Below are 24,829 nucleotides of genomic sequence, written 5' to 3' on the forward strand. Positions count from 1 at the left end.
GTTATTGTGCTTATTAGTTTGAAGGAAGCTCTCGATTACGCAGAGCACAACAAGGTCGGCATCGCCGCGATCAACACCCCCACCTACGAGATGCTCCTCGCGGCCGTACGCACCGCCGAACAACACAACATCCCCCTCATCCTCCAGCACGCCGAAGTCCACGAACCCATCAACACCATCGAAGACATCGGCCCCGTCATGGTCGAACTCGCCAAACGCTCCACCGCTCCCCTGGTCGTCCACGTCGACCACGGCGAATCCTACGACTACGTCAAACGCGGCTTCGACGTCGGCTTTAACTCCGCCATGATCGACGCCTCCCGCCTCCCCTACGACGACAACCTCGCCCTCACCCAAAAAGTCGTGGCCCTCGCCAACGAATACGGCTACGGCGTCGAAGCAGAACTCGGCGTCATGCCCGGCCGCGAAGACGGCTCCCAAGCAAGCACAGGCACCAGCAACGAAACCCTCTACACCGACCCCGACCTGGCACAATCCTTCGTACGTGACTCCGGCGTCACCGCCCTAGCCTGTTCCTTCGGCACCGTCCACGGACTCTACAAGGCAGAACCCAACCTCAACTACAACCTAATCTCCACCCTGCGGGAAAAAACCGGTGTCCCCATCGTCATGCACGGCGGCTCGGGCCTGACCGACAGCGAATACCGCGAATGCATCAAACGCGGAGTCGCCAAAATCAACTACTACACCTACGCCGACAAAGCCTCCTTCGAAGCCGTCCAAAACTACCTCGCCGAAAAACCCGAAACCTTCATCTTCTCCGACCTGACCACCATCGCCACCAAAGCCGTCCAACAAAACCTCAACAACCTCGTTGGCATCCTGTACGGAAAGAGCTAGGCCGCGGAGCGAACACGTTGGGGATCAGTTGCGGCCCACTTGGCCGCCGTAGATCAACCGGCTAAATCGCCAGCAAGGCAAGTGGTGGGGAGCATGCCTATTGGCGTGCTCCCCACTTCTTCGTCCCGCCCTATTGCATCGTGCAGCAACTGGTAGGGACTAGGCTTGGATTCCGCTAGCTCCTCATGAGCTGGCGATGGTACGGCTGAGCAAACTCTGGCTTCTCTCGTAGGCGCGTCCGCCATGCCTGCAGCACATAGGGATCCGAGAGTAGAACGCGGGCCAGCATGACGACATCGGCGCTCTCCCGCACAACCTGCTCCGCTTGCACTGCCTCGGTGATCAGCCCGACGGCACTCCTCGGAACACCCGTGTCTGCGAGCTCCCTGGCAAAGCCAACCTGATAGCCCGGGCCAGCGGGGATCTTCACGTCGGGAATGTTGCCGCCGGAGGAAATATCGGCAAAGTCGAGGCCGATTTCCTTGGCCCGGTTAATGAACGTGCGAGTCTCCTCAACCGTCCATCCCGTCCGTGGATCGTCCGTGAACTCGCACCAGTCGGTTGCCGAGAGCCGGATTGCCACAACACCCGGGAATTCGCGGCGTACTGCCTTAATTGCTTCGAGGCCGAACAGCATGCGGTCCCGCCCCCACCTGTCGGTGCTCTGGTTGGAGATCGGCGACAGGAACTGGTGGATCAGGTAGCCGTGGGCTCCGTGTAGCTCGGCGATCTGGAACCCCGCCTCTGCGGCACGACGTGCCGCCTGACCAAAGGAGTCAATGAGGCCAAGGATCTCATCTTCGGTGAGTTCATGCGGTTCCTCGTATACCTCGGAGAAAGCGATCGGTGAGGGTGCCACGGGCTTCCAGCCGATCTCCGAGCCCGATGGGTAGAGCAGCGTCTGTTCCTCCCAGGGGCCGGGCCGGATGCCTTGCGACCAGCATGACCAAGCTGAATACCGGGGACAGCACCCGTTGCGGAGATCAGCTGTGCGAGCTTCGTGAACGACGCGATCTGGTCATCGTTGTGAATCGACAGGTCGTATGGCGATAGCCTACCTTCAGCACTGACGGCCGTCGATTCGACGATGATGGCGCCAACCCCTCCCCATCCCCTTGTCGGATAGTGCACGTAGTGCCAGTCATTGGGTCTGCCCAGTTCTTCTCCTAAGGGAGCTGAGGAGTACTGGCACATTGGTGACATCCATGCCCGGTTTCGGGCGGTGACGTTTCCGATGGTGATCGGAGTGAAGAGTTGGGACACGATTCTCCTTCCACGGCCGCACTGGGCCGCTCGACATTTGGGCGCGGCCGGGCCGCAGTGGTGGCCAAGGACCAAAGCCGTACGTGACCAAGGCCAACTGATCGTTGGGCTCAGGCCCAGGGTTGATAGGGGGCGACGTCTGCGACGTCAACGGTGGGGGCTCCAATCACGGGGCCAATCTTATCCACCCACAGCTGTGCCCAGTGCTGGTAGGCATGAGTGTTCGGGTGGAACAGGTCGGTGGAGTGGTACCGGAACAGGTAGGCAGCGAGCGGCAAGGACGACGTGAAGTTCTCCAGGTCGATCATGTGGTGGCTGTCCCGGTCCGCATAGCTCCGAATAATCGTGGAGATCTCGCGTGCCCTTCTGCCGTGGGGTCCCGGACCGAAGCTCGGTACGTCGGCAATAAAAGTACCTGCTGGCAGTGCTGCGGTGAGTGCCTGTACGTATTCGGCCATGAGTTCCGGCTGCAGCCGATATCCCACATCGTTACCGCCAATATCGCAAGACACGATGTCGGGCTCGATATCGGCATCCGCTTGGATGCCTCGCAGGGACATCACCTGGTGGGTGAGGACGGAGGGGATCACGGCACCCGAGACAGACAGGTTGATCAGGGCAACATCGCGGCCCGTCATGTCTTTCAGGGAGGCAGCCAAGCGTGGGACGTAACCATCCATGAGGTCTGTCGCTCCCAGGCCCTGCGCGGCCGAGTCTCCCAGGGCTACATAAATCAGCGGATCCGGTAGGCCGGCTTGCCGGTTTCTGACGATCTTCGCGATCACGTCAAGGTTGGACCGTTCCCAATACCTGGCGAACGGCCTTCTCTGATTGGAGACCTTCTTTGCTCTCTGAGCCATGACCTGGCCACCGGCCAGTACCGCACCTGCGCCGACAGCAACCGTTCTGAGTTTCACATGCACTCCCCTCGCCTCATCCAGGATAGTTCAGTTCCCTGGATACCGCGGGCACTGGCGTAGCTTCTTCCACTTCATACTGTCAGGGGGCGTACAGATCGAATGCGGGAATCCCATCGTTTGCGAGAACGCGTGCCAAGCAGGCCCCTTCAGCGTAAACCCCACGCGAACTCGCCCTGAGACGAACAGGACGTTCGTGAACAAGTGCCGTTCATGCAGGAGAGATGCGAACACCCCGGTGATATCGCACCGGGTGTCGCGAGAACAAATCAGGGCGCTATGCCTGGCGGGCAAGGACGCTTGCGTAGAGGCAGACCGCGGCGGCGGTTGCGACGTTGAGGGACTCGGCCTTACCGGGGATCGGAATCGACACGGTAACGTCAGCGCGGTCGAGAATCTCGCCCTGCAGCCCGCGCGCTTCATTACCGAGGATCCACAGCGTGGGGGCCGTCAGATCGACCTCGGTGGATCCGAGAGTGACGCCTCCATCGCCGTCGGTAGCGAGCACCTGGAAGCCGTGCTTCTTGGCGGTGGCGATAACGGAGCGGGGGTCGAGGTTGCCGAGGATCGGCAGGTGATACGTGGACCCAGCGGCTGAACGGATGACCTTGGCAGAGCCGTGGTCAACGGAGCCAGTTCCGAAGAGAACGGCGCCAGCGCCGGCAGCATCGGCCGTGCGGATTACTGTTCCGGCGTTGCCCGGGTCCTGCATCTCAACCCCCAGCAACACCAGGTCGGTGTTATCGAACAGGGAATCGATGTCGGGGTTGGGTGCCGTGTTGAGGACCGCGAGGATCCCCTGAGCGTCTCCCGATACCTGACCCAGGACGTTTTCGGGAACGACGTGGGTCCAGTAGCCGTCGGTCATTTCTTCAAACTCGGGGTAGCGCTGAAGGACGTCTTCGGTCACGTAGATGTCGCGGACTCGTTCCCCCGCCCACGACAGGGCTTCCCGGACAGCCTGGGGTCCTTCGGCGACCTCCTGGGAATAGGTGGCCCGGTTCTTTGCCATGTAGAGCCCCTGGACTTTGAGGAGCTGGCCGGTCATCGAGTCGTGGTATTTACGCATCGTCATCTTTCGGATATGAAGATAAGAAAACGGGGCCGGCATGTGCCGGCCCCGCATTCACTCACTTAGGCTGCCTCGCCCTTGGGAGCGTTGACATCCTCCGGGAGGGCGTTCTTGGCGGTCTCAACGAGAGCCTTGAAGGCGGCCGGCTCGTTCACAGCAAGCTCGGCGAGCATGCGGCGATCGACGTCGACCTCGGCAAGCTTGAGGCCCTGCATGAAACGGTTGTAGGTCATGCCTTCGGCACGAGCTGCAGCGTTGATGCGCTGGATCCAGAGCTTGCGGAACTCGTTCTTACGGACCTTGCGGTCGCGGTAGTTGTAGGTAAAGGAATGGGTGACCTGTTCCTTGGCCTTACGGTAGAGGCGCGAGCGCTGGCCGCGGTAGCCGCTGGCCTGCTCGAGAACGGTACGACGCTTCTTGTGTGCGTTTACTGCGCGCTTGACACGTGCCATGTTTCAAATCCTCCTTGGTCGGCTAGATGCCGAGCATCTTCTTGACGTTCTTGGCATCTGCCGGGCTGAGCACCTGGTCCGAGGACAGGCGACGGGTACGGCGCGACGACTTGTGCTCGAGGAGGTGGCGCTTGCCGGCCCTCTCACGCATAACCTTGCCGGATCCGGTGACCCGGAAACGCTTCTTGGCACCAGAGTGCGGCTTCATCTTAGGCATAGTTGTTTCCTCTTTCGTTGGCCGCAAGATCATTGCGGGCGGGGAGTTATGGGGGCTACTGGGCCTTCTGGGCCCGACGTGCTTCACGCTCGGCTTCGCGGCGACGGCGCTGGTCGGACTTGGCTTCTGACTTCTTACGGATCGGCGCAATGACCATGACCATGTTGCGGCCGTCCTGACGCGGATGCGATTCGACGGTGCCGACCTCTTGGAGGTCCTCCGCCATCCGCTGCAGTAGCTTGACTCCCATTTCAGGGCGGGACTGTTCACGTCCACGGAACTGGATCATCACCTTGACCTTGTCGCCACCGTTCAGGAACCGCTCAGCGTGGCCCTTCTTGGTTTCGTAGTCATGGGTGTCGATCTTGAGGCGAAGCCTGATCTCCTTGAGCTGGGTATTCACCTGGTTACGGCGAGCATCACGGGCCTTCAAAGCGGCCTCGTACTTGTACTTGCCGTAGTCCATCAGCTTGGCTACCGGAGGTTCAGAGTTCGGCGCAACCTCGACCAAGTCTAGATTGGCTTCCTGTGCTAGGCGTAGTGCATCCTCAACGCGGACGACACCGACCTGCTCGCCGGCGGGGCCGACAAGTCGTACCTTGGGCACCCGGATCCGCTCATTGACTCTTGGTTCGTTGATAATTGCTCCTCTGTATTCTCGACGTGTACGCGCACGGAGCAGAGGTGTCACGGCAGACAACTGTCCGCCATGGTGACTCTCATAACCCGGTACCGTAGGCACCCAGGTGGGATCTCTCCGCTTGCGTCCCGGTCCTGTTGACCGGTCGGTCGGCTTCTATCGTACCAGAACACGAAACATCCGCCCCTGTGTTTTCTGTTACGGGGGCGGATGTTCCTGTGGCATTCGTTACCGAAGCACCTGTCCTCACCCAACTTCAGGCCTAGGGCCTCATGCTCGAACTCCGGTGCAGGAGGTGGTCGGCTTGGGTCGAGACGGCGTCGAGCCAGGCCATTTAAACGAAGCCAGGCCAGTCGCACGGATCGTGGCTACTCGAACGAAGCCAGGGCAATCGAGTCAAGCTAGACCTTTTGAGCAAAGCTACACCGTGCGAGGCCAGCTATGCGGTGCGGGCGGGGATCAGTTCGATCGAGTCGACCCTGTGCTGGAGTTCTTCGATCTGGCCGAGCCGCTGGCTTGCCTCGTTGAGTGCCGCGGAGATCAGCTCGCGCGGTGCCTCACCGTCGACGGCAATGACGATGGCCGTCTCGGCCTTGCGGCCCGGGGTGATCTGAATGCCCTTGAGGCCCTCGATGCCGGCAAGTGCGCGGGCAACGATTGTCGGCAACTCCTCGTCCCGCCAGGGTGCGGTCCACCGCTCCCCTGTTGCGAGAGCATTGACCGCGGGCCTGCCAAGAAGCATGGGCCGGTCGGATGCTGCGTCGAGAACGAGAAGGGAGTCCGCTTCGGCGACCGCGGCAATGGCGGCGTTCTGCGTGTGCACGGGAACGGGCCGTGCCTTCGGGTTCCAGTTCATGAGTGCCTCAACCGAGGAGAAGATCGGCATGGCCGCACGACCGTCCGGTGCCTCCACAGCCAGCATCGCGGCTGCCTTGCACGGGTCCTTATCCTGGGAGGCGTGATCGACAACCCCGCCGTCGGCCGTGCGGCCCGGGTGATCGTGGGCGAGCACGGGAACGAGAACGCGGCTGTCCGGGAGGACATTGACGATGGCCTCGAGGCGGGGAGCAAACTCCTCCAGGTCGAGTGCCTCGGCAAGTGCCGGAACTGTTTTGCCGTCGTCGTTCGCGAACGGGTTCGGCTTGAGCTTGTCCTGTGCGGTGCTCACTGCTCTCCCGCCACCTCGATAGCCTCGGGAAGGGTAAAGGCGCCCGCGTAGAGGGCCTTCCCGACGATGGCTCCCTCGACACCGATATCGGTGAGCGCACGCAGCGCCTCAATATCAGCAAGGGTGGCAACGCCACCGGAAGCAATGACGGGAGCATCGGTGCGGGCGCAGACCTCGGAGAGCAGGACCGTGTTCGGTCCCTCCATGGTGCCGTCCTTCGCCACGTCGGTAACAACGTATCGGGAGCAGCCTGCCTCGTTGAGGCGGTCAAGAACCTCGAAGAGTTCACCGCCGTCCCTTGTCCAGCCGCGTGCGGACAGGGTGCGGCCGCGTACGTCGAGGCCAACGGCAACCTGGTCGCCGTATTCCTTGATGACACGTTCGGTCCACTCCGGGTCCTCCAAAGCAGCCGTGCCCAGGTTGACGCGGGTGGCACCGGCAGACAGCGCCGCCTTCAGTGACTCGTCGTCGCGGATTCCGCCGGAGAGCTCAACGCGGACGGTGCTTTCGGCAACGATCTGGCGGAGCAGTTCCCGGTTGTCACCGCGACCAAACGCCGCATCAAGATCCACAAGGTGGAGGAAGGTTGCGCCTCCCGCGATCCAGTCGCGGGCTACGTCGGCCGGTTCGCCGTATCCGGTTTCGGTTCCTGCTTCACCGCGGAGCAGGCGCACGGCCTTGCCCTCGACAACGTCGATCGCGGGGAGGAGCTGCAGTGGTTTCGTCATGGTTATCCTTTGAGCGTGGAGAGCCAGTTGCGGAGCAGGCGCAGCCCTGCCTCGCCGGACTTCTCCGGGTGGAATTGAACAGCTGAGAGCGGGCCCTGCTCGATTGCCGCAACGAAGCGGCCACCGTGGCTAGCCCAGGAAATAGCGGGAGGTGCGAAATGATCGTCAGCATCTTGGGCAGGATCGGTCTGCACACCGTAAGAGTGCACGAAGTAGAACCGTTCGTTCTCAATCCCGGCAAAAAGCTTCGAGCCCGGTGCGGTTTCCACGGTTGACCATCCCATGTGCGGAACGATCTCGGACGGCAACTTGGTGACGGTGCCCGGGAATTGGTTCAGGCCGGGCTCACGGCTCCCGTGCTCCTCGGAGGCCTCGAAGAGCACCTGCAAACCAACGCAAATACCCAGCACCGGCAAGCCGCCTGCAAGACGGCGCTCAATGAACCGGTCGCCCCGCAAGGCCCGCAGGCGTTTCACAACGGTGTCGAAGGCACCCACGCCGGGAACGACCAGACCGGCCGCGGACATAGCCTCGCCAGGATCGGACGTGAGTGACACGTCGGCGCCCGCTTGCGCGAGCGCACGGACTGCGGAGTGGACGTTGCCAGATCCGTAGTCGAAGACGGTTACCTTCACGAACCGTCCTTGCCGAAGAAGCGGCGAGGCCTGCGAGGGGGCAGGGCCTCCCCAGCATCCGGCTTGCCCTTGGCGAGCTTCTCGAGGAAGTTCGACTGGATCTCACCGGAACGGATCGCGCCCTTAACCTTGGAGGGCTCGGTGTCACCGAGCAACATCTCTTCGAGGACGGACTCCCCCGTGGCCACGATCAGTCCGGCCGGAACGTCGTCGACCTTGCCCTTGTGGTCAAAGGCAAGTGCGGTAACGAGGCCGGACACACCCTCTTCGTTGCCGACATCCTCACCGAGTTCAGCAGTGAGTGCGATAACGCCCTCGCGGGTCAGGCTCGCAAGCTTCCGCGCCACAGCATCGCGATCGTCAGCATCAAGAACGTCGGGATCCTTATCGCCGTCGCCAGCGTCGGAGCCATCGCCGGAACCAGCCTGGGAGGGCTCTGCTGGGGCGTCGCCAGCTTCCGCGGACTGCACAGCGTCCGCAGGAGCAGCCAAAGCTTCGGTCTTCGAGTCGGCGGAGCCTTCTGCCGATGGCTCCTCGGTTGCGGCCACCTTGTCGGCGCCCTCGCCGTCACCGGGGGCTCCTCCGAGGAGCTCGGAGATGTCCCAGTCATCAAAGACCGGCACCGGCATGTCGTGCACCACCATGGCGCCGTTCTTGGAGGGAACGACCCAAACGTCGAGTCCGTGGAGTTTGCAGATGCCGGCGAGGACGTCGGCCTTCTTGAACGGGGTCAGGATGACATAGCGTTTCGTGTTTCCACTCATAGCTTTCCCTTCGTCGATGGGATTGTCGTGACGCGGGGATCGGGTTCAACAGCGGTACGGAGCGCCCGGGCGAATGCCTTGAACTGGGATTCAACAATATGGTGGGGGTCGCGTCCGCGGATCACGTCAATGTGCATGCAGATACCGGCGTGGAAGGCGATTGCTTCGAAGACGTGGCGGGTCATGGAGCCCGTGAAGTGACCGCCAATGAGGTGGTATTCCTGGCCGGCCGGTTCGCCGTCGTGGACAAGGTAGGGGCGACCGGAGATATCGACAACTGCCTTGGCGAGTGCCTCGTCGAGCGGGACGGTGGCGTCACCGAAGCGGCGGATCCCCCGCTTGTCACCGAGTGCTTCACGAAGTGCTTCGCCGAAGCAGATCGCGGTGTCTTCCACAGTGTGGTGCACGTCGACGTCGACGTCACCGCGGGCCTTGACCGTGAGGTTGATGAGGGAGTGGCGGGACAGCGCGGTCAGCATGTGGTCGTAGAACGGGACCCCGGTGTCGATATCCGAGGTGCCGTCACCGTCAAGATCGAGGGTGAGCGAAATGGTCGACTCGCTTGTCTCCCGGTTGATTGTTGCTGTTCTCATGCCAGTGCCTCTTCCAGTGCCGCGAAGAATGCGTCATTCTCCTCAGGTGTGCCAACGGATACTCGGAGCCAGCCGTCGGGGCCGACCTCTCGGATAAGGATTCCGCGATCAAGGAGATCAGCGAATATCCGGTGCCTGTCCGGGAAGGTCCCGAACATGACGAAGTTTGCGTCCGATGGTGCCACCTCTAAGCCTAGCGAACTTAACCGCTCCGCCATCTCATTCCTTGCTTCCCGAATGCCCTGAACTTGGGAGAGCTGCTCGGAAGAATGGGCAAGTGCCGCGCGTGCGGCGGCCTGCGTGAGGGCCGACAGGTGGTACGGCATACGAACAATGCGGAGCTGGTCAACGATTTCTCGCGACGTGCCAAGATAGCCAAGGCGTAGCCCGGCCGCCCCAAATGCCTTCGACATTGTCCGGCTCACCGCCAGGTTGTCGTAGGTGGAGAGAAGCTCGAGTGCCGAGGGAACTCCGTCCCTGCGGAACTCTCCGTACGCCTCGTCGACGACCACGAGGCAATCGGATCCGGGAGCATCCTCGGGGCCGTTACCGATCGAGGCCTCCATAACAGCCGTGAGTTCGTCAGTGCTCAGTGCCGTCCCCGTCGGGTTATTCGGGCTGGCAAGGAGAACAACGGCGGGACGGTACCGGGCAAAGATGTCGGAGAGTTCCGCAAGGTCGATCGAGAAGTCGTCCTTGCGGGGCACTGGCACCATGGTCGAGTTCGTGTCCCTCGCGTACTCCGGGTACATCGAATACGAGGGAATAAATGTCAGGACCGAACGGTCGGGCCCTGCGAAGGCCTGGAGAATGTGGAGCATGACTTCATTGGAGCCGTTGGCGGCCCAGATCTGCTCGGGAGCAAGCCGGACCTTCGACTCGACCGCAAGGTAGTCGGCAAGATCCTGGCGCAGGTCGAGGAACTCCCGGTCCGGGTAACGGTTCAGTGTCCCGGCGGCGCCGGCCACGGCACTTGCGATATCTGCGATCAGTGCGGGACTTGGCGCATAGGGGTTCTCGTTGACGTTGAGCGCGACGGGAACGTCGAGCTGCGGTGCGCCATAGGGTTCAAAGCCGGCAAGTGCCGGGCGATAAGGAATGCTCACGCCCCGATTCTACGGAATCTCAAGGCCGGACGATATTCCCGTCCATGTCCGTACCACCACATCTCCCCCAAGTCGCGTTGAAGCCGCCCAATAACAGCATGAGCCGGTAACGGCATACAGCGCCTGCGATAACCACCAACCCCGGCATTAGCACGCAGGGACTAGCAAGAGTCATCCTGGCCACCCGGCCCCGCACCTTACCCGGTCCTGTCAGGTCCGAACGATCGCAGCCCCGGGGCCGGGAAACCCGCGTCTACCGGAACCTATCGGGCGATGAGAACGGCGGGTGCGTGGTGGAGGACTGCAAGAGCAACAGATCCTAGGCTCTTATCGTCTCCCCCGTTACCGTTCGGGGCAACAACGATGAGGCGGCTGATTCCAGCGGCGTCGATCAGCGAGTCGGTGGCGTGCGCCTGGATGTGCACGAATTCGGATTCCACGTCCGGGAACTTCGCGGCGACTTCGTCGAAGCCTTTCTTGCTGAGTTCCACGGACTTGTCGATCTCCCCCTGTAACCAATCCTTGCGCGGACCGTCGGGAATATTGGCAAGGCCGGCAGCGGAATGCTGGTGGGCACGAAGGCCCCGCACGCTCGTTCCGGCAGCTCGAGCATATCGGAAGGCAGCCTTGACGGCACGGAAGGAGTTTGCTTCGGGGCCGACGCCAACGGTGATGGGGCCATCCATGTCGTACGCGGCATCGCGAACAACAAACGTGGAGCAGTGAGCATTGGCCGCCACCTTCGTGGCGACAGACCCCACCAGCATGCGGTGGACGGCGCCCTGCCCACGGGCGCCAACGACGATGAGGTCTGCGTATGCGCTCGCTTTAATGAGGCTCGGAGCGGACTCGCCCAGCACCCATTCAGTTTCAACGTCAAGGTCTGGGAACTTCTGGAGAACGGCATCCTTGGAGTCGACTAGGATCTTTTCGATCCGCTCTTTTTCCTCTTTCGGGGGTTCTGGGTCATAGGCCAGAATGGCGAACAGCGGCGAATAGGCTGACATGATCCGCAGGTGCTTGCCATAGCGGTCTGCGATACGAGCGGCTTCTAGGACGGCATAGCGCGCACGGATGGAGCCATCCGTGCCCACAATTATTGGTCGATCGTGAGGCACGCAAACCACTTTAACGCATCTGGCTCAATTGGCCGATGACGAGTTCTGCCAGGACCGTGTGCCACGATTTGGTCATGACCGCTTCCCGTGACCTACCCGGCCGCCTCGCCTCCCTGGTGGGCACCATTACTGCAGCACCGGGTCCCGTTCACGTGGTCTGCTCCTCCCCCGTTCAACTGGACCTTATCGCTCGCGTATGTCGGGAATCCGGCGCGCCCCTGTCAATTTACGGCGTTGCCGCCTACCGCAACTCAGCCGCCCGCGACGAGGTCTCCCACGGAGCCACCAAGGGATTCCTGTACGCCGAGCCAAGCGGCCCCTCAAGCGCTCCCCTGGGCCCGACAAGTCACCAGCCATCGAACACTGGGACAGATCCCTTGCACGGGCGGGAATCAGCTACTCCGGATAGGTCAGGGGCCGCCGTTATTCGCGTTCGCGATATTCGCGATCAAAGCTCGGACCGGGTCCTGGTGGCACGAATCCGCACCATCGTCGAAGAGGAAACAGCCCGCGGTGTGGACTTGCCTGCGCTTGGTGTGTGGCCGTCGGGAAGCCGGCTTTCCGCGCAGTCGCGGCTCCTGCCCGGCAAGGCTCTTGCGCACCTCGAGGCGCTCGGGCTCGGCGAAGATGTGGCAAAGGTTCTCAACGGGCCGGATGGGGATTTCCCGCCCGACCTGCGTCCGGCCTGCCAGGATCTCCTGGGCTCATGGGGCCAGCTGTCTGGCAGGACCAGGATCGGTGCGGTCGTATCCGCACCGAGCACCGATCATCCGCGCCTCGTGAACCATCTTGCTTCCGGGATTGGCGTGATGCTGCGGGCTACGTATGCCGGCGAGCTTGCGGGTTTGCGGGATGCTCGAGGCCCGGAGAATGCGGCGGAGCGGGTGCGGCGGATTGCGGGGCAGCTACGGCTCGACCCCAGTCTTGTTGATGTTCGGCTTATTGCCGGGCAACACGCTCTGCTGGTCGGTGACCGCTGGGTGGAGGGGTGGACAATAACGGTGGCCGGGCAACTCCTGCTGAGCGCCGGCGCACTGTCCGTTCGCCCGTTTACTCTGAGTACCGGTATTCGATCGGCACGCCGTTGATGATGGTGCCGAACGTGGCGGGACCGTTCTCTGCGTGCTCTTCCGAGGCCGAATAGACAACCATGCCGTCCCCGGTGCTATCCGGTTGGGCCTGATAGTAGTCGGCGGAGCCGAAACGGCTCATGAAGCTGTAGGCAGCCGCGTTCACATCGGTGTCACCCGGGAGGACCTTCACGACAGCTTCGACATCGTAGTCTTCGAGGAGGTTAACGACCCCTCCGGACTTCACGGGACTCGACACCCACACGGTGACGGTCTCGTCTTCGAAGCTATATCCGCGGTAGATCTCCTCGAACTTCTCGGAAGCGTCGAGTAGAGCGTAGTGCCTGTTGTCTTCGTTCAGGTACCAGGTGTACGCATTCGACCAGGGCATGTCGTACACCTCAATGTAGGTGGAGACTTCTTCTCGAACGTCGTCTTCGACAGCGAAACGCGGTTCGACTGAGCTTTCAAAGTTTACGTCATCCACATAGGAGGGTGACACAGAATCGATGCCGCCACCGATTGCTGTTAAGGCGGCTAGTGCCACACCCACTATCATGAACGCTCCACATCCAGCTCCTGAAATCTTATCGCAAGAGATCATATCAACGGGATTACCAACGAAGTCCAGTTCGTAACCCTATTGTTATGAACGCTCAATCGCTACACTTCGTCCCTGCGGACCAGGAGGGAGGTGCCGTGCGCGGGCAGGTCTTCCGCATTTGCAAAGGTCACAAGGGGTGTCGTGATGTCTGCGAGGGCCTCGCGAGAGTAGGTGACCTGCTGGACCGACTTTAAGAAAGCGTGCACACCAAGACCCGAGCTATAGCGCGCCGTCCCACCCGTGGGAAGCACATGATTCGACCCCGCAAGGTAGTCGCCGGCCGGAACGGGAGTGTAGTCGCCAAGGAAAATGGCTCCAGCATTGTGCACCCGGGCAGCCACCTGTTCCACGTCGCGCGTGTGGATCTCCAGGTGCTCCGCGCCGTAGGCGTTCACCACTTCGAGGCCGTCATCGATGTCGGCAACGAGCACGGTCCCCGACTGGGGTCCCGACAGAGCCGTACGCACGCGCTCCTCGTGCTTCGTGGCAGACACGAGTTCTTCAAGTTCGCGATCTACCGCGTCAGCCAGCTCAACCGAATCGGTGATGAGAACGGATGCTGCAGCCGGATCATGCTCGGCCTGAGACAGCAGATCGGCCGCCACGTAGCGCGGGTTCGCCGAATCATCGGCAAGAATAGCGATCTCGGTAGTTCCCGCCTCGGAGTCGATGCCAACGGTGCCATGAACGAGGCGCTTTGCGGCGGCCACGTAGATATTGCCCGGGCCCGTGATGACGTCAACGGGCTGGCAGCTACCTGCGCCGTAGGCGAACATGCCGATCGCGCCGGCGCCACCGGCCGCGTACACCTCGTCAATGCCGAGGAGCGCACACGCGGCAAGAATCGTCGGGTGCGGCAGGCCGCCGAAGGCGGTCTGGGCCGGGGAGGTCAATGCGATCGAGGGAACGCCAGCGACCTGTGCGGCAACGACATTCATGACGACCGACGATGGATAGACGGCAAGGCCGCCGGGCACGTAGAGGCCGACGCGGCGGATCGGGACCCAGCGCTGCTTGATGGTGCCGCCCGGGACGATGCTGACGGTCTTCTCCTCCGGCATCTGGCCTTCGTGGCCGGCACGCACGTGCTTGATTGACAGCTCGATGGCTTCGACAAGCTTCGGGTCCAGCTCGGCGAGAGCCTCGTCGATGGCCTGCTTGGGAACGGCAATGGTCTCGGGGCGGACACCGTCGAAACGCTCGGCCTGATCGAGGAGTGCCTGGTCGCCATGCTCGCGCACGTCGGCAACGAGCGGACGGACTGCCTCCAGGGCAGCATCGATGTCGATGGCGGCGCGGGGCAGCGAGTCGGTCAGGGAAGCGGAGTTAACACCGGTTCGGAAGTCGAGTCGAGACAGCATGCCCCCATTCTATTCCCCGACTGGCTCGTCCGCCTTCGCGTCCACTGTCTCGTTGGCCGCATCGCTCTCGTTCGCCCCGGCGTCGGCCCTCTTATTAGCGGTAGCGTCGATTGCCCCGCCCCATCGCCTATCCCTGCGAGCATAGGTTTCAATCGCATCCCACAGGTCGGTGCGGTCGATATCGGGCCAGGCCTTGTCGGAGATCACGATCTCGGCGTAGGCCGACTGCCACAGAAGGAAGTTCGAGAGCCTCTTCTCGCCTCCCGACCTCCAAAACAAGTCGACGTCGCTCATGGGCTGATGAAGGTAAGAAGCAAAAGTTTCGGCGTTCACCTTCTTCGGGTTTAGCTTGCCGTCGGCGGCGTCCCGGGCAATAGCGGAAGCCGCGTCCACGATCTCGGAGCGTCCCCCGTAGTTCACGCACATGTTCACGATCAGGCCCGTATTGTTTTTGGTCATTTCTTCGGCGACCTCGAGCTCCTTAATCACGGAACCCCAGAGCTTCGGCTTACGCCCGGACCAGCGCACGCGCACACCCCATTCGTTCAGGGTGTCGCGCTGACGGTGGATCACGTCCCGGTTGAAGCCCATGAGGAACCGGACCTCGGAGGGGCTTCGTGACCAGTTCTCGGTCGAGAAGGCATAGGCGGAGAGTTCTTTCACTCCCATTTCGATCGCACCCGCAATGACATCAAGGAGAACCGGTTCGCCGTTCTTGTGTCCCTCGGTGCGAGGCAGTCCCCGCGCGTTCGCCCACCGACCATTCCCATCCATGACGATTGCGACGTGGCTGGGAACAAGCTCTCTCGGGATCTGGGGCATAACTGCGCCCGGGAGCGGAGGCGGTTGGATCGGCATAGGGGTCCTAGATGTGGGAGAGGGATTTGATGCGGTGCTCGAGATGCCATTGGGCGTGCGCGGAGGCCAGGCTCTTCGTTTCGTGACGGGTGCCTTCCGTCTGTTCGTCGGCCCCGTCCCAGTCTCCCGCCAGTAGCGAATCCAGCAGGCCTATCGCGGCCCGCGAGGGTGCGGCAGATCCCGGAGGTCGGCACGCCATACACACGGTGCCGCCCGCGGGAATCGAAAAGGCGTCGTGCGGCCCGTCGGCGCCGCAGGAGGCGCAGTCGCGAGTTGAGAGCTCGAAGCCGGCGATCGCCATGGCCCGGAGCAAATAGGCGGCAACAATAAGTTCGGGGCGGTGCTCGTTGTTGGCGAGCGAGTGGAGGGCGCCGTGGAGCAGGCGGTACTGGGCGGTGTCGGGAATACCCTCTTCGAGGACAAGCTTGTCGGCCGTTTCCAGGAGGACGGCACCGCAGGTGTACCGGTCGAAGTCCCAGGCTATTTCCGCACCGTAAGCGTGGATCGATTCGACCTGGGTTATAACATCGAGGGTTCGACCACGATAGAACAGAATGTCGGCGTGCGAGAACGGCTCCATTTTCGCGCCAAAGCGCGACTTGGTGCGGCGGACACCCTTGGCGACCGCCCGCACCTTGCCGTGGTTCTTCGTGAGCAGGGTGATGATCCTGTCGTGCTCTCCCAGCTTGTGGGTACGCACGACAATCCCTTCGTCACGGTAGGTCTTCACCAGATCATCTTATTCCAGGCCCCTGGCAGACGCACGAAGCGCCTGCCAGCGGCGGGTTCAACGACGTCTGAAAGACCGGCTTGGATTCGTTAGCGGCGGGTGCGGTTCAGGGCCGAGATGATCGACTTAAAGGACGCGGTCATGGTCGACGGGTCGATACCGACGCCCCAGAGAACCTGGTCATCAATTTCGGCCTCGACAAAGGCTGCGGCCGTTGCGTCCCGGCCCTCCGACAGCGCGTGCTCCGCGTAGTCGAGGACGTGGATGCGGTGGCCGAGCTGCTCGATTGCGGCAACGAATGCGTCGATCGGGCCGTTACCGGAGGTGGTGATTTCCCTGTCTTCACCGGACACGGAGATCGTGACGGTCAGGTGCGAGCGAGCGTCCTCATCGGTTGTCATGCTGGTGCCCTTGAGCGCGTACATGCCCCAGGGTTCCAGGCCGTCGACCTCGGAGGCCGGCAGGTATTCGTCGGCAAAGATGTGCCAGAGCTCGTCTGCCGTGACCTCGCCACCCGATGCATCGGTGTGGTTTTTGACGATCTGGGACAGTTCGATCTGTAGGCGACGGGGCAGGTCCAGGTTCTTCGTCGTCGACAGCAGGTAGGCGACGCCACCCTTGCCGGACTGGGAGTTGACGCGGACAACGGCCTCGTAGGTGCGACCGAGATCGGCGGGGTCGATCGGCAGGTAGGGCAGATCCCACGTGTCGTCGCCCGTCTCTTCAATCTTCTTGCGGCGCGCTTCGAAGCCCTTCTTGATGGCGTCCTGGTGGGAGCCGGAGAAGGAGGTGTAGACGAGGTCGCCGACGTAGGGCATGCGGGCGGGAGTTTCCATCCGAGTGCAGTACTCGACGATCTTCTGGACCTCGTCGATGTTTGAAAAGTCGATTTGAGGGTCGATGCCCTGCGTGTACAGGTTGAGGCCCACGGTGACGAGGTCAACGTTGCCGGTGCGCTCGCCCTGCCCGAACAGGCAACCCTCGACGCGGTCGGCTCCGGCCAGCATGGCCAGTTCCGAGGTAGCCACGCCGGTGCCGCGGTCGTTGTGGTTGTGGGCGGACAGGACCACGTGTTCGCGCCGCGACAGGTTCTTGCTCATCCACTCGATCTGGTCGGCGTATACGTTGGGGGTGGCACGCTCAACGGTGGAGGGCAGGTTGAGGATGATCTCGCGATCATCGGCCGGCTGCCAGATGTCCATGACCGCTTCGCAGACCTCGAGGGCAAAGTCGAGTTCGGTGTCGACAAAGATCTCGGGGGAATACTGGTAGCCGACGATGACGTCGTCATCCATGACCTTTTCCAGGTAGTCCATAACGTCGCGGGTGCCGTCAATGGCGAGCTGCTTCGTGGCTTCCTTGTCATTGCGGAACACGACGTTGCGGAAGACGGGTGCGGTCGCGTTGTACAGGTGGACCGTGGCCCGCGGGAAGCCTTCGAGAGCATCAATGGTCCGGTGAATAAGGTCGGTGCGGGCCTGGGTAAGAACGGAGACGGTGACGTCTTCGGGAACCGCGTCATCGTCGACGAGGGAACGGACGAAGTCCAGGTCGGTTTGGGAGGCGGCCGGGAAACCAATCTCGATTTCCTTGTATCCCATTCTCACGAGCAGATCGAACATGGCTCGTTTGCGGGCGGGATCCATGGGCTCAATGAGTGCCTGGTTGCCGTCCCTCAGGTCGGTCGAGAGCCAGCGGGGTGCCTTCGTGATGCGCTTGCCGGGCCACTGACGGTCCGGCAGGTCAACGGGGTTTGTGTCGAGGAAGGGCCGGTACTTGCCGAATGGCATGCCGGAGGTGCGTTGCTGATTATGTGGTCCGGAGGTTTTCACTGCTTTTCCTGCTCTGCTTGTCGAAGGACCGGCGCAAGCTAACTCCGCGGTGAGGGGCCGGTCTGATCAGGCCTCGCCGCGGCAACTAAGCAGGAGGTTACGCATAGCGTTAGTGTACGCCGATCCGCACGGAGTTAAGCAAGCAGGCGCGTCGCGTCCCGCTTGCCGTACTCTCATGCCGTTCAAGACAAACCTAGTTGGCGTCGTCGTATTCGGACGGGTTGTCCAGCTTGTGGAGATCGTCGGTTGTCACCAGTCGGGTGGCAACCGAGTGCTCGACGAGGCGGGCCCTGCGGTTCACGGCAAGCTTGCCGGGACCGCCGTGGAGTCCGCGGATGCCGTAGCGGGTGAGGCGTTCACAAATGTGGTCCAGCTTGCGGTTGAACCGCGTGATCGGCCATCCCAATCGGTCGGCGGCCTGCTGGGAGGACGGGATCGACGAGGTCGTGCCCCGGCCCGTGAGGACGGGCTCGGCAAGGGCAAGGATAAGAAGAATCTGGGACGGGGTGAGTTCGACGGGACCGATTGTCGTCTCCCCCGCGTCGTCCGTGTCGGCCACGTGGGAGGGCAGGTAGGCGGGCTCGTCGTTAAAGATCGTCATCTCGTACGTCGTCGGGCCCGCCGTGAACAGCAGAACCGTCTGGGGATAGACGAGAGGGAGCTTGGCGCCGGGTGCCAGGTAGGCCTGGGTTGCACCATCGTTATCGGCAAGAGTCGCGGACAGCCGGGAGCCAACGTTTTCGATCCAGTACATGCCGTCAACGAAGCTGATTGTCAGGAACCGGCGGTGCAGGTACTGGTTGTCATCGAGCTCGAGAGGTCCCTCGCGTCCGATGAGGAACGGCTCTTCCTTGTCGACTGTGTACCACTCGCCGACAAATTCGATTGATACGGTCATTGCCTAATCCTTCCCTCGTGTGGGGTCCATGCTAGCCGGAATGGCGCGTGCAACAACAACGGTAGCGTTATCGTGTCCTCCCATTTCTAGCGCAGCATCGACGAGAGCAGTCGCTATCTCGCTCGGGTCTTTATCGGCGTTTTCGCTGATAATCCAGGCAATATCCTCATCGTCAAGTTCGTCGGAGATCCCGTCGGAGCAGGCAATGAGGAGTTGTCCCCTTGCTTCGACGAGACGGAAGTCCGGTTGCGACGATACTGCGGTACCAACCGCGCGGGTCACGATGGACCGGCGGGGATCGATCCGCGCCTGGGCCTCGGTCAGCATTCCCGTTTCCATGAGCTCCTGGACAAGCGAATGATCGCAGGTGAGCTGCTGGAGAGAACCGTCCTCGAACGTGTACAGCCGCGAGTCTCCCACGTGGAAGATCAGCCAGCAGTCGCGGGCAGTTCCCCTGCCGAGAACGGCACCGACAATGGTGGTGCCGGATTCGCCGCCGTTCTTTTTCGCTCGCACCTTTGCGAGCTTCGTATCGGCCTTGGTGATAGCTGACTTGATTGCGGAGCGGGCTTCGGCGGTGGTGCCACCAAACGTGCAGTCTTCGAGGGCCGCAATCATGGTTTCAGCGGCGTAGTCACCTCGGTCGAGCCCTCCCATGCCGTCGGCAACGGCAATGACCGGGGCGGCGTCGAGGTAGCGGTCCTCCTGCTTGGTGCGCACGTGACCGACGGCGGTCGCATGCCCCGTCTCGATCGTCATGTTCTCCGCGTGCCACGCGGGACGCTTCTCTTTAACCTTGCTCATCATGTTCATAAGTTCTTCTGGCCTCAGCCCTGATTGATTATGTCAGAGCCGTCAAGAGGGACGGGTAGACGTTCCAGTAGGCAAGCGCCGCAAGCAGGGTGGCGAGACCGATGATGGCGGTGACGGTGACGGCATGGGCAATGCCCTTGAGCGGTCTGGCCCGCCACCAGGCATGCAGCAGCCGGATCACCATGCCCGCCGCCAGTATCGCAACGCTCTGGCTCAGGAGCCAGCCCCCGCGGACTATGAACGCGTCTGTTTGGTAGGACAGGGCGAGCTCCGCGACTTGCAGGATGTACCAAATAAACACCGCCCATGCGGCAACCACGGTGAGCCCGGCCGTCACGAGCGGCCACCCGATTCCCTTGAGGGCGAGCAGCGGCTTCTTCTTGATTCTGATCTGGCCGATAAGGCCGCCGAGGAAGCCAATAACGGTGAGTGCGAGACCGGCGATAAGGATGACGATCGCGGCGGTGCCGGATGCGTACCAGCGGGGCGAGCCCGGCTTTTCTGCCGTAAAGTTCTGCACCGGCTGATCCCCGGCAATCTGCGGGTAGGCGTTCGCCGTGGCCGGCAATCCGTTGATCCACCGGGACAGGTCCCGTCCAGCATCGGTCGACAGGACAAGCTTCCCCTCATCGTTTGTTATCCGCAGCCCGTGGTCGGCGTCCTCGTAGTAGCGGAGCGTATAGTTCGTGTTTCCGTTTTCCGCAAGGTCGGAAATGATGAGGTCTGCGCCCTGAATGACGGGCATGGAGAAGTCGCCGGTGCCGTACATGATGAGGACGGGCTGATGGATCTGCTGCTGGTAGGGGCTCACGTCGAAGTCGATGTAGTCGAAGCCACCCGGTAGCTCCCCACCGATGAGGCGGGGAATGGCCTGGAGGATCTGCTCGGGAACGCCGAGCTTCCGCAGGTACGTGTCCGCGGCGAGCGCACCCTGCTGCCTAATGGGAAGCACGGGCCCCGACACGAGAATGACGAAACCAACGTTCGGTTCGTTCGCGGCAACGATGGGAGCGATGAATGCGCCCTCGGATTCGCCGTACACGCCCACCGAGAAGGCGTCGATGCCGGGTTGCTCGATGAACCAGTCCCACTGGTTCTCGTACGCATCCGCCAAATCCATATAGTTCCTGGCCGTCACCGAATAGGAGTCGAGCGGCTTATCGCCCACGAGGGTGGCGATCCCCGCAGAGGCCAGCGTCGTGGCGTGCTGGCGGAACGCCGTGTGCATGTGGGTGCCGGTGCCGTGCATGAAGATAACCCCGGGGACGGGGTGGTCGACACCGACGGGTGTGCGAAGCGTTGCCTGGATTGTTTGACCATCGTCGAGTTCGATGTCGACGATTTCTTCTTCGACCGCGTAGGTGCGAGGCGGGGTTGTGATTGCGTTGGAGCCGATTGTCGTGTCGGCCGTGACGGGAACGATTTGGTTCAAATATGGGTCCGGGTTCCAGCCCGGACCCGCAATTGTCCCCCACATGCCGAGGATGAGAACGAGAATGATGGTCCCCGTTGTCCTCGGATGCCGCACGTCCTTCTTCATCAGAACCCGAGTCTACGCAAGAGCTTCGGGTCCCTCTGCCACTCCTTGGCTACGCGTACGTGAATGTCGAGATACACCCGGCACGCCAACAGCTTCTCGATCTCCTCGCGGGCCGCCTTCCCAACCTCTTTGAGCCGGGCACCCTTCGCTCCGATCACGATTCCCTTTTGGGAGCTGCGCTCCACGTACAGGTCGGCATGGATATCGATCAGCGGTGGACGCTTGTCCCCCGGCTTCTGGGCCCGCTCGTTCATTTCCTCAACGAGAACCGCAATGGAGTGCGGAAGCTCGTCCCGAACGCCTTCGAGAGCTGCCTCGCGAATAAGCTCGGCCACAACAATCCGCTCGGGCTCCTGAATCTCCTCACCCTCCGGGTAGAGGATCGGAGACTCCTCCATGAGTCCCACGAGCAGGTCCGCGAGGTATTCGACGTTATCGCCCGTCGTCGCGCTGACGGGAACGATTTCCTGGAAGTCGGCAAACTCGGCCACCTCGGCCAGGTGCAAAGCGAGCTGCTCTTTGGGCACCAGGTCGGCCTTCGTGACAACCGCTATAACGGGGGTGCGGGACTTCTTGATCTCTTCGAGAAGGTAAGCATCGCCCGGTCCCAGCTTGTCGTTCGCGGGCAGGCACAGGGCTACCAGATCGACATCGCCCAGGGTTTCGCGCACGAGATCGTTGAGCCGCTCGCCGAGCAGCGTGCGCGGCCGGTGCATGCCGGGGGTGTCGACGAGGATGACCTGGCCGCCTTCCCGGTTCACGATTCCGCGGATGACGCGGCGGGTGGTTTGGGGCCGAGCCGAGGTGATCGCAACCTTTTCGCCGACAAGCGCGTTCGTCAGGGTGGACTTCCCTGCGTTGGGCCTACCAACGAGGCTTACGAAGCCTGCTCGTGTCATGATTCCTCCGCCCTGGCAATCACGGTTGCCAGCCTCTTTCGTCGTCCTTCAAACCGTTCGGCTTGAAGGTGCAGGCCTAGAATATCTGTCTTCGACCCGGAGATTGGAATCAAGCCCAGTCCCTTGGCTAGCAGGCCGCCCGCCGTATCTACGTCGTCGTCCTCAATCTCGAGACCAAACAGTTCGCCAAGCTCGTCGATCGGGAGGCGCGCCGGCACCCGGTAGACACCTTCTTCCAGCATTTCCACTTCGGGTGCCGCATGGTCGTGCTCGTCAACCATTTCACCGACGAGCTCCTCGAGGAGGTCTTCGATGGTGACGAGGCCGGCGATACCGCCGTATTCGTCGACAACGAGTACCATGTGGAACGCATCCGCCTGCATGTCGTGCAGCACGTCGTCGACCGGCTTCATTTCGGGAACGAACACGGCTTCCCTCATGACATCCCCGACGGTGAGTTCATCCGTGTCGAAACGGCGGTGCGTTCGTCGCATGATGTCTTTGACGTAGAGAACGCCAGCAACGTCGTCGACGGTGTCTTCGATAACGGGGATACGGGAGTATCCGGAGCGGACGAACAGGGACACGGCTTTCTCAAGCGTTGTGTCTTTTTGAATGGTGATCATGTCGGTGCGGGGCACCATGACCTCGCGGACCATCGTGTCTCTCATGTCGATCACCGACTGGAGGAGAATGCGTTCGTCGTCTTCGAGTTCGTCCGACTCGCTCATTCTTTCCATCATGACCGACAGGTCATCGTCACCGTTCTCGTCCTCGTCCTTCTTCACGAAGGGCCGGAACGCCCACGTGGCCCACAGCAGCGGCGCCGAGAAGAAGCTGAGGGTGCGCACCGGGTGAGCATTGCCAAGCCTGCGGGGCGAGAACAGCCCCATGAGGGCAGCAACCAGCAGTGCCACAACGACAACGGCGAGAACAACCTGCCACCAGGCGCCCAGGAAGTCCGCCGCCAGCAGTGCCAGGACGGCACCCGCCACGATGTCTGAGATTGCCCGCAGGGAGTTCAAAGCCGCACGTGCGGCCGACCTCGAGTCGACGATTGCGGCAACCCGGGCTCCCCCGCGCTTGCCGGATGCCATGGCGTCGGCAGCTTCGGTGCGCGTGATTCGTGACAGCGCAGCGTCGGCCGCGGATGCACAGACCTCGATGAGGAAAAGTATGAGGACGGTGACGATAAGAGGTCCGACCGGGACCTCGTCGATCATGGGGGTCATTGACGTGTGGCGAGGAAGTTCAGTAGCAGCTTGCGTTGCAGGCCGAACATCTCCCTCTCCTCCTCGGGTGTTGCATGGTCGTATCCGAGTACGTGGAGGATCCCGTGCGTCACGAGAAGAAGCACCTCTTCAATGGTTGCGTGGCCGGCCACCTTCGCCTGCTCGGCAGCAACCGTGGGGCACACAACGACATCGCCGAGAAGCCCTTCGACGGGTTCGTGGCCCGCGGGGGCGGGACGGACCTCGTCCATGGGGAACGACAGCACGTCGGTCGGGCCTTCTTCGTCCATCCACTTCACGTGCAGATCGGACATGGTGGCCTCATCAACGAGCATGACGGTGAGGTCGGATGCTGGGTGGATCCTCATCTCGTCCAGCACGTACCGTGCCAGCCCGGAGATCTCCTCCCCATTGAGCACCGGCTCATAACCGGACTCGTCCGCGTATTCGATCAACGCCGCCTCCTGTTGTTGTTCTGCTGGGGCGGGTTCTCCGCACCCCAGCGTTCGTAAGCATCAATGATTTCCCCAACGAGCCGGTGGCGAACAACGTCGGCACTCGACAGGCGCGCAAAAGCCAGCCCATCAATGTCGGTGAGGATATTGCGGACCACCTTGAGGCCGGAAACGGTCCCTCCCGGCAGGTCCACCTGCGTCACGTCGCCCGTGATAACAGCCTTGGATCCAAAGCCGAGCCGGGTGAGGAACATCTTCATCTGCTCCGGCGTCGTATTCTGCGCCTCATCCAAAATAATGAACGCATCGTTGAGCGTGCGGCCACGCATGTAGGCAAGCGGGGCGACCTCGATAGTTCCCGCCGCCATGAGCTTCGGAATCGCTTCCGGGTCCAGCATGTCGTGCAACGCGTCGTAGAGGGGCCGCAGGTATGGGTCGATCTTGTCGTTGAGCGTGCCGGGCAAGAATCCCAGCGACTCCCCCGCCTCCACCGCGGGCCTTGTCAGCACGATCCGGGACACCTGCCGGGTCTGCAAAGCAACCACGGCCTTCGCCATCGCGAGATACGTCTTGCCGGTACCGGCCGGACCGATACCGAACACGACCGTGTTCTCGTCGATCGCGTCAACGTATTCTTTCTGCCCAACGGTCTTCGGGCGGATCGTCTTGCCGCGGTTGGACAGAATGTCGGTCGTCAGCACATCCGTTGGCGTGGACAAGCCGTCCTTCGTGATGGTGACCGCCCGGTCGACTGCGTCGACCGTCAGGGGCGTTCCGCCGCGGACAACCTCGATGAGTTCGGAGATGAGTGAGGACGCGAGTTCAACGGGCCCTTCATCGCCCGTAATGGTGATCTCGCGTTCGCGTACGTGAATGAGTGCGGGAGCTAGCCCCCTTTCGAGGGCCCGAAGGACCTCGTCTCGGTGGCCAAGGAGATTGATCAGTGGAACATCGTCGGGAACGTTGAGAACTTTCGTCACGCTTTACCTTCCTGCCGTGCGAT

27 protein-coding genes and 1 pseudogene are annotated in these 24,829 nt (G+C 62.0%); 2 read left to right on the forward strand and 26 right to left on the reverse strand.

What is annotated here, in order from left to right; genetic code table 11:
• Positions 1 to 861, forward strand: an 861-nt coding sequence (locus tag ACTHUY_RS09135; RefSeq protein ID WP_441678577.1) for a class II fructose-bisphosphate aldolase, incomplete at its 5' end; no start/stop codon positions are given.
• A 175-nt stretch (positions 862 to 1,036) separates the two neighbouring features.
• Here ACTHUY_RS09135 and ACTHUY_RS09140 read toward each other — a convergent pair.
• From ACTHUY_RS09140 to ACTHUY_RS09205, 14 genes and pseudogenes are all read right to left on the reverse strand, one after another.
• Positions 1,037 to 1,720 carry an oxidoreductase gene (locus ACTHUY_RS09140; protein ID WP_441678579.1) on the reverse strand — a complete coding sequence of 228 codons (684 nt, stop codon included), beginning with the start codon at positions 1,718 to 1,720 and terminating at the stop codon, positions 1,037 to 1,039.
• 122 nt (positions 1,721 to 1,842) lie between these two features.
• Positions 1,843 to 2,064 (reverse strand): annotated as a pseudogene (locus ACTHUY_RS09145) (oxidoreductase); the annotation flags it as partial.
• 170 nt (positions 2,065 to 2,234) lie between these two features.
• Positions 2,235 to 3,041, reverse strand: coding sequence for an SGNH/GDSL hydrolase family protein (locus ACTHUY_RS09150; RefSeq protein ID WP_441678581.1), 807 nt, complete (start codon positions 3,039 to 3,041; stop codon positions 2,235 to 2,237).
• A gap of 277 nt (positions 3,042 to 3,318) precedes the next feature.
• Complete coding sequence (locus ACTHUY_RS09155) at positions 3,319 to 4,110, reverse strand: TrmH family RNA methyltransferase (RefSeq protein ID WP_441678583.1); 792 nt, start codon at positions 4,108 to 4,110, stop codon at positions 3,319 to 3,321.
• A 65-nt stretch (positions 4,111 to 4,175) separates the two neighbouring features.
• Positions 4,176 to 4,565 carry a 50S ribosomal protein L20 gene (rplT, locus tag ACTHUY_RS09160; protein WP_126703505.1) on the reverse strand — a complete coding sequence of 130 codons (390 nt, stop codon included), beginning with the start codon at positions 4,563 to 4,565 and terminating at the stop codon, positions 4,176 to 4,178.
• Positions 4,566 to 4,587: 22 nt separating this feature from the next.
• Entirely contained in the window at positions 4,588 to 4,782 is a 195-nt protein-coding gene (rpmI, locus tag ACTHUY_RS09165; protein ID WP_126703506.1) for a 50S ribosomal protein L35, read from the reverse strand.
• A gap of 55 nt (positions 4,783 to 4,837) precedes the next feature.
• The gene (gene infC, locus ACTHUY_RS09170; protein ID WP_441655558.1) at positions 4,838 to 5,473 is read right to left on the reverse strand and encodes a translation initiation factor IF-3; all 636 of its coding nucleotides are present in this window, start codon (positions 5,471 to 5,473) and stop codon (positions 4,838 to 4,840) included.
• Positions 5,474 to 5,861: 388 nt separating this feature from the next.
• Positions 5,862 to 6,590, reverse strand: a complete 729-nt coding sequence (locus tag ACTHUY_RS09175) for an SseB family protein (protein WP_126703508.1) — start codon at positions 6,588 to 6,590, stop codon at positions 5,862 to 5,864.
• The gene (priA, locus tag ACTHUY_RS09180) at positions 6,587 to 7,318 is read right to left on the reverse strand and encodes a bifunctional 1-(5-phosphoribosyl)-5-((5-phosphoribosylamino)methylideneamino)imidazole-4-carboxamide isomerase/phosphoribosylanthranilate isomerase PriA (protein WP_126703509.1); all 732 of its coding nucleotides are present in this window, start codon (positions 7,316 to 7,318) and stop codon (positions 6,587 to 6,589) included. Before priA ends, ACTHUY_RS09175 begins: the two co-directional genes overlap by 4 nt.
• 2 nt (positions 7,319 to 7,320) lie before the next feature.
• Entirely contained in the window at positions 7,321 to 7,953 is a 633-nt protein-coding gene (hisH, locus tag ACTHUY_RS09185; RefSeq protein ID WP_441678586.1) for an imidazole glycerol phosphate synthase subunit HisH, read from the reverse strand.
• On the reverse strand, positions 7,950 to 8,717 hold the full coding sequence (locus ACTHUY_RS09190) for a hypothetical protein (RefSeq protein ID WP_441678588.1): 768 nt from the start codon (positions 8,715 to 8,717) through the stop codon (positions 7,950 to 7,952). The genes hisH and ACTHUY_RS09190 overlap by 4 nt, the downstream gene beginning before the upstream one ends.
• Positions 8,714 to 9,310 carry an imidazoleglycerol-phosphate dehydratase HisB gene (gene hisB / locus ACTHUY_RS09195; RefSeq protein WP_126703512.1) on the reverse strand — a complete coding sequence of 199 codons (597 nt, stop codon included), beginning with the start codon at positions 9,308 to 9,310 and terminating at the stop codon, positions 8,714 to 8,716. The genes ACTHUY_RS09190 and hisB overlap by 4 nt, the downstream gene beginning before the upstream one ends.
• Positions 9,307 to 10,416, reverse strand: coding sequence for a histidinol-phosphate transaminase (locus ACTHUY_RS09200; protein WP_441655554.1), 1,110 nt, complete (start codon positions 10,414 to 10,416; stop codon positions 9,307 to 9,309). Before ACTHUY_RS09200 ends, hisB begins: the two co-directional genes overlap by 4 nt.
• A 263-nt stretch (positions 10,417 to 10,679) precedes the next feature.
• Positions 10,680 to 11,534, reverse strand: coding sequence for a universal stress protein (locus tag ACTHUY_RS09205; protein WP_441678590.1), 855 nt, complete (start codon positions 11,532 to 11,534; stop codon positions 10,680 to 10,682).
• A 74-nt stretch (positions 11,535 to 11,608) separates the two neighbouring features.
• On the opposite strand from ACTHUY_RS09205, the gene ACTHUY_RS09210 reads away from it, so the two are divergent.
• Complete coding sequence (locus tag ACTHUY_RS09210) at positions 11,609 to 12,622, forward strand: hypothetical protein (protein WP_441678592.1); 1,014 nt, start codon at positions 11,609 to 11,611, stop codon at positions 12,620 to 12,622.
• Here ACTHUY_RS09210 and ACTHUY_RS09215 read toward each other — a convergent pair.
• The 12 genes from ACTHUY_RS09215 to ACTHUY_RS09270 all read right to left on the reverse strand — a co-directional run bounded on the left by ACTHUY_RS09215 (position 12,585) and on the right by ACTHUY_RS09270 (position 24,806).
• On the reverse strand, positions 12,585 to 13,151 hold the full coding sequence (locus tag ACTHUY_RS09215; protein ID WP_441678594.1) for a hypothetical protein: 567 nt from the start codon (positions 13,149 to 13,151) through the stop codon (positions 12,585 to 12,587). The two genes, ACTHUY_RS09210 and ACTHUY_RS09215, sit on opposite strands and share 38 nt — an antisense overlap.
• A gap of 116 nt (positions 13,152 to 13,267) precedes the next feature.
• Entirely contained in the window at positions 13,268 to 14,569 is a 1,302-nt protein-coding gene (hisD, locus tag ACTHUY_RS09220; protein WP_441675432.1) for a histidinol dehydrogenase, read from the reverse strand.
• 9 nt (positions 14,570 to 14,578) lie between these two features.
• Entirely contained in the window at positions 14,579 to 15,427 is an 849-nt protein-coding gene (locus tag ACTHUY_RS09225) for an isoprenyl transferase (protein WP_441678596.1), read from the reverse strand.
• A gap of 7 nt (positions 15,428 to 15,434) precedes the next feature.
• On the reverse strand, positions 15,435 to 16,157 hold the full coding sequence (recO, locus tag ACTHUY_RS09230; RefSeq protein WP_441675434.1) for a DNA repair protein RecO: 723 nt from the start codon (positions 16,155 to 16,157) through the stop codon (positions 15,435 to 15,437).
• A gap of 89 nt (positions 16,158 to 16,246) precedes the next feature.
• The gene (leuA, locus tag ACTHUY_RS09235) at positions 16,247 to 17,989 is read right to left on the reverse strand and encodes a 2-isopropylmalate synthase (RefSeq protein ID WP_441678598.1); all 1,743 of its coding nucleotides are present in this window, start codon (positions 17,987 to 17,989) and stop codon (positions 16,247 to 16,249) included.
• Between the two features lie 193 nt (positions 17,990 to 18,182).
• Positions 18,183 to 18,887, reverse strand: coding sequence for a hypothetical protein (locus ACTHUY_RS09240; RefSeq protein WP_126703519.1), 705 nt, complete (start codon positions 18,885 to 18,887; stop codon positions 18,183 to 18,185).
• A gap of 3 nt (positions 18,888 to 18,890) precedes the next feature.
• Positions 18,891 to 19,700, reverse strand: coding sequence for a PP2C family protein-serine/threonine phosphatase (locus ACTHUY_RS09245; RefSeq protein WP_441678600.1), 810 nt, complete (start codon positions 19,698 to 19,700; stop codon positions 18,891 to 18,893).
• Positions 19,701 to 19,728: 28 nt separating this feature from the next.
• Positions 19,729 to 21,240: an alpha/beta hydrolase family protein gene (locus ACTHUY_RS09250; RefSeq protein ID WP_441678602.1), complete on the reverse strand. Its 1,512-nt coding sequence runs from the start codon at positions 21,238 to 21,240 to the stop codon at positions 19,729 to 19,731.
• Complete coding sequence (gene era, locus ACTHUY_RS09255) at positions 21,240 to 22,139, reverse strand: GTPase Era (protein WP_441655544.1); 900 nt, start codon at positions 22,137 to 22,139, stop codon at positions 21,240 to 21,242. The genes ACTHUY_RS09250 and era overlap by 1 nt, the downstream gene beginning before the upstream one ends.
• Positions 22,136 to 23,371: a hemolysin family protein gene (locus ACTHUY_RS09260; protein WP_441678605.1), complete on the reverse strand. Its 1,236-nt coding sequence runs from the start codon at positions 23,369 to 23,371 to the stop codon at positions 22,136 to 22,138. Before ACTHUY_RS09260 ends, era begins: the two co-directional genes overlap by 4 nt.
• The gene (gene ybeY / locus ACTHUY_RS09265; protein WP_441678607.1) at positions 23,368 to 23,826 is read right to left on the reverse strand and encodes an rRNA maturation RNase YbeY; all 459 of its coding nucleotides are present in this window, start codon (positions 23,824 to 23,826) and stop codon (positions 23,368 to 23,370) included. Before ybeY ends, ACTHUY_RS09260 begins: the two co-directional genes overlap by 4 nt.
• Positions 23,823 to 24,806: a PhoH family protein gene (locus tag ACTHUY_RS09270; RefSeq protein ID WP_441655541.1), complete on the reverse strand. Its 984-nt coding sequence runs from the start codon at positions 24,804 to 24,806 to the stop codon at positions 23,823 to 23,825. The genes ybeY and ACTHUY_RS09270 overlap by 4 nt, the downstream gene beginning before the upstream one ends.
• Positions 24,807 to 24,829: the final 23 nt, after the last annotated feature.

The sequence above is a fragment of the Flaviflexus sp. genome (assembly GCF_052087705.1).
GTDB classification, from domain to species: domain Bacteria; phylum Actinomycetota; class Actinomycetes; order Actinomycetales; family Actinomycetaceae; genus Flaviflexus; species Flaviflexus ciconiae.